The sequence below is a fragment of the Skermanella sp. genome (genome assembly GCF_059503625.1).
In genome coordinates this window covers 1-8,088 of record NZ_JCACHA010000865.1, presented here as the reverse complement: position 1 = coordinate 8,088, position 8,088 = coordinate 1, and the positions used below count along the sequence as shown (strand labels likewise).

General features: G+C 62.9%; 8 protein-coding genes. 4 read left to right on the top strand and 4 right to left on the bottom strand.

Features of this window, described 5'->3' with window-relative positions:
• The 4 genes from AC5JJ6_RS31450 to nifH form a co-directional block, all read right to left on the bottom strand.
• A partial coding sequence (locus AC5JJ6_RS31450; protein WP_496045824.1) for a nitrogenase component 1 occupies nt 1-966 on the bottom strand: 966 nt, incomplete at its 3' end.
• Nucleotides 967-1,113: 147 nt separating this feature from the next.
• Complete coding sequence (gene nifK, locus AC5JJ6_RS31445; RefSeq protein WP_496045823.1) at nt 1,114-2,661, bottom strand: nitrogenase molybdenum-iron protein subunit beta; 1,548 nt, start codon at nt 2,659-2,661, stop codon at nt 1,114-1,116.
• 102 nt (nt 2,662-2,763) lie between these two features.
• Nucleotides 2,764-4,209, bottom strand: a complete 1,446-nt coding sequence (gene nifD, locus AC5JJ6_RS31440; RefSeq protein ID WP_496045822.1) for a nitrogenase molybdenum-iron protein alpha chain — start codon at nt 4,207-4,209, stop codon at nt 2,764-2,766.
• 177 nt (nt 4,210-4,386) lie between these two features.
• On the bottom strand, nt 4,387-5,289 hold the full coding sequence (gene nifH / locus AC5JJ6_RS31435; RefSeq protein WP_044431865.1) for a nitrogenase iron protein: 903 nt from the start codon (nt 5,287-5,289) through the stop codon (nt 4,387-4,389).
• Between the two features lie 362 nt (nt 5,290-5,651).
• Between nifH and AC5JJ6_RS31430 the strand changes: the two genes are divergently transcribed.
• From AC5JJ6_RS31430 to AC5JJ6_RS31415, 4 genes are all read left to right on the top strand, one after another.
• A complete protein-coding gene (locus AC5JJ6_RS31430) occupies nt 5,652-6,527 on the top strand; it encodes an NAD(+)--dinitrogen-reductase ADP-D-ribosyltransferase (RefSeq protein WP_496045821.1) in 876 nt (291 codons plus the stop codon).
• Between the two features lie 29 nt (nt 6,528-6,556).
• On the top strand, nt 6,557-7,450 hold the full coding sequence (gene draG / locus AC5JJ6_RS31425) for an ADP-ribosyl-[dinitrogen reductase] hydrolase (RefSeq protein WP_496045820.1): 894 nt from the start codon (nt 6,557-6,559) through the stop codon (nt 7,448-7,450).
• Nucleotides 7,451-7,496: 46 nt separating this feature from the next.
• A complete protein-coding gene (locus AC5JJ6_RS31420) occupies nt 7,497-7,889 on the top strand; it encodes an ArsC/Spx/MgsR family protein (RefSeq protein WP_496045819.1) in 393 nt (130 codons plus the stop codon).
• A gap of 40 nt (nt 7,890-7,929) precedes the next feature.
• Nucleotides 7,930-8,088, top strand: a 159-nt coding sequence (locus AC5JJ6_RS31415) for a class II glutamine amidotransferase (RefSeq protein WP_496045825.1), incomplete at its 3' end; no start/stop codon positions are given.

Genomic DNA, 8,088 nt, shown 5'->3' with positions numbered 1-8,088 from the left:
CAGCCGGTCCTTGTAGGGAGCCAGCCGGCGCCACGCCCTCGCCTCTTCCTCGGTGATGATGGCCTCGGTCCGGGTGACCAGATCGGCCGGAGCGCCGCGCTCCACGAGCAGCTTCGCGATATTGCGCAAAGTGTCGCTCATGTCGGACACGCCGTAGAACGAACCCTCGAAATAGGGGATGCCGTAGCGCTCTTCCATCTTGCGCGCGACGTTGACCAGCGCCTGCGAGCAGACCAGCATGTTGACCTTGGCCCGATGGGCCGAGGCGACTTCGTTATACTTGCCGTCGCCTGAAATCATCGAGAGGATGCGGATGCCCATCTTGTCGAGCAGCGGCTTGACCTGCCAGAACTCGCCGGCGAGGTTGTATTCGCCGATGATGTTGATGTCGTAGGGAGTCGTGTACTCGGGCTCGCGGGTGCCGATCACGTGGTCGAGCAGCGTCTCGCCGCCCAGTTTGTTGCCAAGATTCTTGCTGCCGACGAAGCCGGGCGCATTGACGGGGATGATCGGCTTGCCGAGCTTGTCGGCGGCGAACTTGCAGACCGCTTCGATATCGTCGCCGATCAGGGCCGGAACGCAGGTCTGATAGACGAAGACCGCCGGCGGATCGTACTTCAAAACGATTTCTTTAATAGCCTTGAACAGCTTCTTCTCGGCGCCGTGGATGACGTCCAGCTCGCTGAGATCGGTCGTGAAACCGGTACGGTAAAGCTGTGAATGAGAGGACTTGGAACCCCGGTTGTCCCAGGAATTGCCCTCGCAGGCGATGGGACCGTGGACGAGGTGGGCGGCGTCCGCTATCGGCTGCAAGGCGATCTTGGCGCCGTCGAAAGCGCAACCCCCGGCGGCGGCGCCGGGCTTCAGGGACTTGGTACAGCCCTTCTTGCGTTCCTTGGCGGACTTGTCCTGGTTCGTGGCACAGCCAGGTTCGTTGAAGACTTCCTGCACCTTGTCGACCAGCATCTCAATCCCCCGTCCGGAAGCGGCGTCGATTGGGACATTCGCAGATGCCCCAGAGGCGCACGGCTGTTAAACGCGACAGTCAGTTCAATGCGTTAGCCCAGGTAGTGCCCGGCGGCCCCGATAATGGGGCCGCCGGGGTGCGCATGGTCAGCGGATCAGGTCGAACGAGTAGTCGGTCTCGCCGGCGATGTTCGTGTTGTTGTCCATATCGTCGAGGATCTTGTCGAGGATACGGACCAGCACGTTCAGGCCGCCCTGGTAACCCCAGGTGGGGTAGCGGTGGTGGTGGTGACGGTCGAAGATCGGGTAGGTCAGGCGGATGAGCGGGATCTTGGTGTCGCGCTCCAGATACTTGCCGTAGCTGTTGCCGATCATGTAATCGACCGGGTCCGTGAACAGCAGCGAGCGCATGTGCCAGAGGTCCTTGCCGCCATAGGCCTTGCCCGAAGCGCCGAACGGGCTGCTGTCGAGCAGCTTCTGGACCTGCTTCTCCCACTTCTTGGAGCCGGAGGTCGAGAGGATGTGGACGGGCTCGGCGCCCATTTCCATCAGGAAGCGCGCCAGGCCGTAGGTGGTGTCGGGATCGCCGAAGATGGCGAAGCGCTTGCCGTGGATGTGGGTGTGGCTGTCGGCGATGGCGTCGACCAGACGGCCGCGCTCCAGGGTCAGTTCGGCCGGAACCGGCTTGCCGGTCAGTTCGGCCAGCTTCATCAGGAACTCGTCGGTGGCGGCGACGCCGACCGGGTAGTTCAACTTGGTGACGTCCTGGCCCTTGTCCTTGATGTAGGACAGGGTCTGCGGCGTGCAGTATTCCTGCAACGAGATCGTGGCCTTGGCGTTCTTCGCGGCCTTGACCTGATCGATCGTCGTGCCGCCGTCATACAGGCGGAACTTGCCGTCGGTCGGGGTGTCGAACACGTCGGACACGTCGGAAATGATCGTGGCGTCGATGCCGAACAGGCCGAAGATGCGCTTCAGCTCACGGTTGTTGCCGACCGCGTAGCCGTCGAAGCCCGGAATGATGTTGATGGCGTCGCTCTCGACGCGGGCCGCCGCGTCCGGAGCATCCCAGAAGTAGTTCAGGATGCCCTTGACCATGTTGTCGTAGCCGGTGACGTGGCTGCCGACGAAGGCCGGGGTGTGGGCATGCGGAGCCGGGAAATCCTGGGGGATGCTGTCCTTGTTCTTCGCGTTGACGATGAAGCCCTGCAAGTCGTCGCCGATGACTTCGGCCATGCAGGTGGTCAGGACGGCGATCATCTTCGGCTGGTACAGGCTATAGGTGTTGGCCAGACCGTCGATCATGTTGTTGAGGCCGCCGAACACCGCCGCGTCTTCGGTCATCGACGAGGAAACCGCGGAATTCGGCTCCTTGAAGTGACGGGTCAGGTGCGAGCGGTAGTAGGCGACGCAGCCCTGCGAACCATGGACGAACGGCAGGGTGCCTTCGAAGCCCTGGGCCGCGAACACCGCGCCGAGCGGCTGGCAGGCCTTGGTCGGGTTGATCGTCAGCGCTTCGCGGGAGAAGTTCTTCTCCTTGTATTCCTCGGACTTGGTCCACTCGGCGACCCGGGCGACTTCCTCGTCGGCGTGGCCGAATTCGAAATTGGCGCGCTTGCTGGCGAAGATTTCCTTGTATTCCGGCTCGCGGAACAACTGAAGGTGATCAATAACTTTTTCGGGATTCTGAGGCATGTTGGTCTCCAGAAAATTCCAGGCCGGGATTACCGGACGGCGACGGCGGCGGCGGGGTCCTTGAGGGACGGCGCCGCGATGGCGCCGCCGTCTTCATTGATGTCAGGCCCAGGGAGCCTTGGTCAGGTTCCACACGGGGTTGTTGATCGCCATGTCCATGTCGCGGGCGAAGATGGCGAACCCGTCGTAACCGTGGTACGGGCCGGAGTAGTCCCAGGAGTGCATCTGGCGGAAGGGCTTGCCCATCTTCTGGAAGACGTACTTTTCCTTGATGCCCGAGGCGACCAGATCGGGGTCCAGCTTCTCGACGAACTTCTCGAACTCGTAAGCCGTGACGTCGTCGTAAATCAGCGTGCCTTCCTTGGTGTAGTGGGTGGTGCGCTGATAATCGTCGTTGTGGGCGAACTCGTAGCCGGTGCCGGTCACTTCCATGCCCAGGTCATGGTAGGCGTCGACGACGTGCCGGGGGCGCAGGCCGCCGACATACAGCATGACCTTCTTGCCATCCAGCCGGGGCTTGTACTTGGCGATGATGCCATCGACCAGCGGCTGGTACTTGGCGATCACGGCTTCGGCATTGGCCTGGATCTTGTCGTCGAACAGGGCCGCGATCTTGCGGAGGCTCTCGGCGATCTGCGACGGGCCGAAGAAGTTGTATTCCATCCAAGGAATGTTGAACTTCTCTTCCATGTGGCGGGCGATGTAGTTCATCGACCGGTAGCAGTGGATCAGGTTGACCTTGGCCTTGGGAGTGTTCTCCAGTTCGGCCAGGGTGCCGTCGCCCGACCACTGGGCGATCACGCGGAGACCGATCTCTTCGAGCAGGATGCGGGACGACCAGGCGTCGCCGCCGATGTTGTAGTCGCCGATGATCGTGACGTCGTACGGGGTGGTTTCGAGTTCGGCGCGCGGCTCGGACTTCTCGAACACCCAGTCACGGATGGTATCGTTGGCGATGTGGTGGCCCAGCGACTGGGACACGCCACGGAAGCCTTCGCAACGGACCGGGATGATCGGCTTGCCGATCTCGGCCGACTTGTTGCGGGCGACGGCCTCGATGTCGTCACCGATCAGGCCGATCGGACATTCCGACTGGATCGAGATGCCGTTGACCAGCGGGAACAGGTCGTTGATCTCGTCGATGACCTTGGCGAGCTTCTTGTCACCGCCGAAAACGATGTCCTTCTCCTGAAAGTCGGACGTGAAATGCATGGTGCCCCAGCTATCCACACCGGTCACGCCGATGTAGTAGTTGCGGCGGCCCGACCATGAATAGTAGCCGCAGCCGACCGGGCCGTGGGAGATGTGGATCATGTCCTTGATCGGACCCCACACCACGCCCTTGGAACCGGCATAGGCGCAACCGCGAATGGTCATGACGCCGGGGATCGACTTGACGTTCGACTTGACGTCGCAATCCTTGGCCTCGGCCTTCTGGATGCCGATATGCTTCGCGCGGCGCTTGCGCGACTTCTCGGGATAAGCCTCAAGCACCTCATCGATGAGGGCTTGGGTCGCTTCTTTGGTCTGTTCGTTCGCCAAGCTCATGCCGGCCTCCTGCTGCTCGTCCGTTGCGCGCCGCGCGCGCTTTGCGTGGTCTTCAGCGCGTCAGCCGCGCCGCAGTGAACGATCGCGCTTCGGTCGAAGCGCATCGTGGAATTTTTCGGGGGCCGCAATCCTTGCGGCTACGACCCCCGGGGTCGTCTTGACGGTAGAAAGCCGGTATCAGGCGGACGCGGCGGCAGCGGCGGCTGCTTCCTTGGCCTGAAGCTCGGCGAGAGCCTGCTCTTCGGTCTTCATGATGCCGAAGTCCATCAGCATGTCTTCCAGCTCTTCCATGGTGATCGGGGTCGGGATGACGCCGTTGCCGGAATTGTTGTGGATCTTGCTGGCGAGCTGACGGTACTCGTCGGCCTGCGCGCTGTCCGGAGCGTATTCGATCACGGTCTGGCGGCGCAGTTCGGCGTGCTGGACGATGTTGGCGCGCGGGACGAAGTGGATCAGCTTGGAGCCGAGGCGCTTGGCCAGGGCGTCGGCCAGGTCGTACTCGCGGTCGGTCTGGCGCTCGTTGCAGATCAGGCCGCCGAGACGGACGCCGCCGCTGTTGGCGTACTTCAGGATGCCCTTGGAGATGTTGTTGGCGGCATACAGCGCCATCATCTCGCCGGACATGACGACGTAGATTTCCTGAGCCTTGTTCTCGCGGATCGGCATGGCGAAGCCGCCGCAGACCACGTCGCCGAGCACGTCGTAGGACACGTAGTCCACGTCGTCATAGGCGCCGTTCTCTTCCAGGAAGTTGATGGCGGTGATGACGCCACGGCCGGCGCAGCCAACCCCCGGCTCCGGACCGCCGGACTCGACGCACTTGATGTTCTTGTAGCCGATCTTCAGGACGTCGGCGAGCTCCAGGTCCTCGACCGATCCGGCTTCGGCGGCCAGGTGCAGGACGGTGTCCTGGGCCTTTGCGTGCAGGATCAGACGGGTGCTGTCGGCCTTCGGGTCGCAGCCGACGATCAGGATCTTCTGATCCAGCTCGACCAGAGCTGCGAGGGTGTTCTGGGAAGTGGTGGACTTGCCGATGCCGCCCTTACCGTAGAAAGCAATCTGGCGAAGCTTCTTGGTCATCAGTTTTCGCTCCTTGGCAGGCTGAAGTAGCCGTTTCGTGGTCCAGTCGCGGCGGGTAGAGGGCCGCTGCACAGGACCCTCTTTGCACTCGCCATGCCAACTCGCAGATTTTCCTTAACCCATTGACTATGCGATGGTTTTTCTATGTTTGACGGTTTGTCGCAGGGTCTGACCAAGCTGTGTGATACCTGACAAACCCCTACACATTGTCGTGTCTGACACACCGGGAGGGGCATTCGGACCGCCGGCCACCCCCTTTGTCGCGATTGCCGCACCCTGCCCCGGCGCCGGGGCTTTCTATGACTGGGAGGTTACAAGGAAGCGGAGGCACGCTATTCTATGTCCACAAAAAAGGTGTGGGCATGTCCGACGAAACCGACAACGAGAAGGCGGGTGAACCCGCTCCAGTGGCGCAACGGGTCTACCGGGCCGGCATGGTCAGGGTGCCGCCCGCTTTCCTCGGTTCGATCGCGTTCAACGCGTCGCCCGAGCCGCTCCATATCAGCGGCACGCGGGAACAGCACGCCGCACTGTTCGGGCGGCTGGAGGAGACGCGCTCCGCCGACGACGCGGCGACCCTGTTCCAGGGCTACATGGCGGAAACCTTCGGGATCTCGCCCGACTTCCGGGGCGCCCCCGGCGCCGATGGCCGGCAGCGGTTCCGCTCCTCCTACCTGCGTCTGCTGAAGGGCTGGATGTTCTGCAGCAACCGGGCCGAGGGCGCGGTGCTGAAGGGCTGGACCGAAAGCCGGTTCGGCCTTTTGCCGACGTATCATGCCGAGCCGCTGAAACAGCTGGCCTCCGAAGCATGGGCCAACTACGCGGAACAGAAGCTTTCCACCCGTTTCCACAACAACATGATCCACGAACAGCTCGACCTGCTGTTCGAGTTCTGCCAATGGTCGCTGGCGCGACCGGGAGCCGGACTGCCGGATGCCGGTTGCGCCCATTTGACGCTGTACCGGGGCGTCAACGATTTCGAGGAACACCATATCGTCGGCCGGTGCGACAGCCGCATGGCCGGTCGCCGGACCGTGATCCTGCGGCTCAACAATCTGGTTTCATTCACGAATGACCGGAATATCGCGTGCCAGTTCGGCGACCATATCCTCGAAGCGCGGGTGCCGCGCGTGAAGCTGGTGTTCTTCCGCGACCTCCTGCCACGCTATCCATTCCAGGGTGAAGGCGAATACCTTGTCATAGGCGGCGACTATCTGGTCACGTCCTCCATCCTTTAGAATTTCTCACTGGAAAGCAGTCACGGCCGATGATCGATCCGAAGATCAAGGACCGCGCCTTGGGCGCGTACCTGGGCTTGGCCTGCGGCGATGCCCTGGGCGCCACGGTCGAGTTCATGACGAAGAGCGAGATCGCCCGCGAATACGGCATCCACCGTCACATCAAAGGGGGCGGCTGGCTGCGGCTGGCGCCTGGTCAAGTGACCGACGATACCGAGATGTCGGTCTGGCTCGGCCGCGCCATCATCAAATCGGGCGGCTGGGACCTGACGCTGGTCGCCAACTGCTATGCCGAATGGCTGCGCGGCGTTCCCGCCGATGTCGGGGATACGACACGGCGCGGCATCCGCAACTACATGATAAAGGGCGAGATCGAAGCGGCCCTGTCGGAGACCAGCGCCGGCAACGGGGCCGCGATGCGCAACCTGCCCGTCGTCCTGTCCACCTTGGGCGACGACGACGCCTTCGTCCGGCGCAGCCTGGAGCAGTCGCATATCACCCACAACAACCCGCTGTCGGATGCGTCGGTGCTATGCCTGGGCCGGATGGTCAGGCGGCTTATCCTGGGCGGCGGCATCAAGGAATGCCGGGAAGAAGCCAACGACCTGGTGACCCAGCACCGCGTGTTCCGCTTCGCTCCCTATTCCGGACTGTCCACCGCCTATATCGTCGATACGATCCAGACCGTATTCCACTACTATTTCCGCACCGACAGTGTCGAATCCTGCATCGTCGAAACCGTCAACCAGGGGGGCGACGCCGATACGACGGGCGCCATCATCGGCATGCTGGCCGGCGCCACCTATGGTGCGCAGGACATCCCAGCGCGGTGGCTGCGGAAGCTGGACAAGGACGTCAAGGAGGAAATCGAGCGTCAGACCGACCTGCTTCTGGCCCTGTCGCCCGCCTTGCGGTCCTCATAAGAAAATCCACTCGACAAGAAAATCCATCCAAGGGAGTTCCAGCACCATGGCAACGGTTATCTTCTACGAAAAGCCCGGCTGCGCCGGCAACGCCCGGCAGAAGCGTCTGCTGACCGACGCCGGACATGAGGTGGAGCCGCGCGACCTGCTGAGCGAGCCGTGGACCGCACAGAGCCTGCGCCCCTTCTTCGGCGACCGGCCCGTGGCGGACTGGTTCAACAAGGCGGCGCCGTCGGTCAAGTCGGGGGAGGTCGATCCCGGCTCCTTCGACGAGGATGGAGCGCTGAAGGCGCTGATCGCAACCCCGCTGCTGATCCGCCGGCCGCTGATGCAGGTGGGGGAGCGGCGCGAGACCGGGTTCGAACCGGCGCTGGTGGAAGCCTGGATCGGGCTGGCGGAGCCGGTCGAGGGATCGATCGAGGGCTGCCCGCGCCAGTAAGCCACTCGACAGCGCGTCCGGTTTCTCGTAAGGCCTTGGCATGTGCGAGCTTCTGGGCATGAACGCCAACGTTCCGACCGACATCTGCTTCAGCTTCGCCGGCCTGATGCGCCGGGGCGGCCAGACCGGTCCTCATTCCGACGGCTGGGGCATCACGTTCTATGACGGGACGGGATGCCGCAGCTTCCACGACCCACGC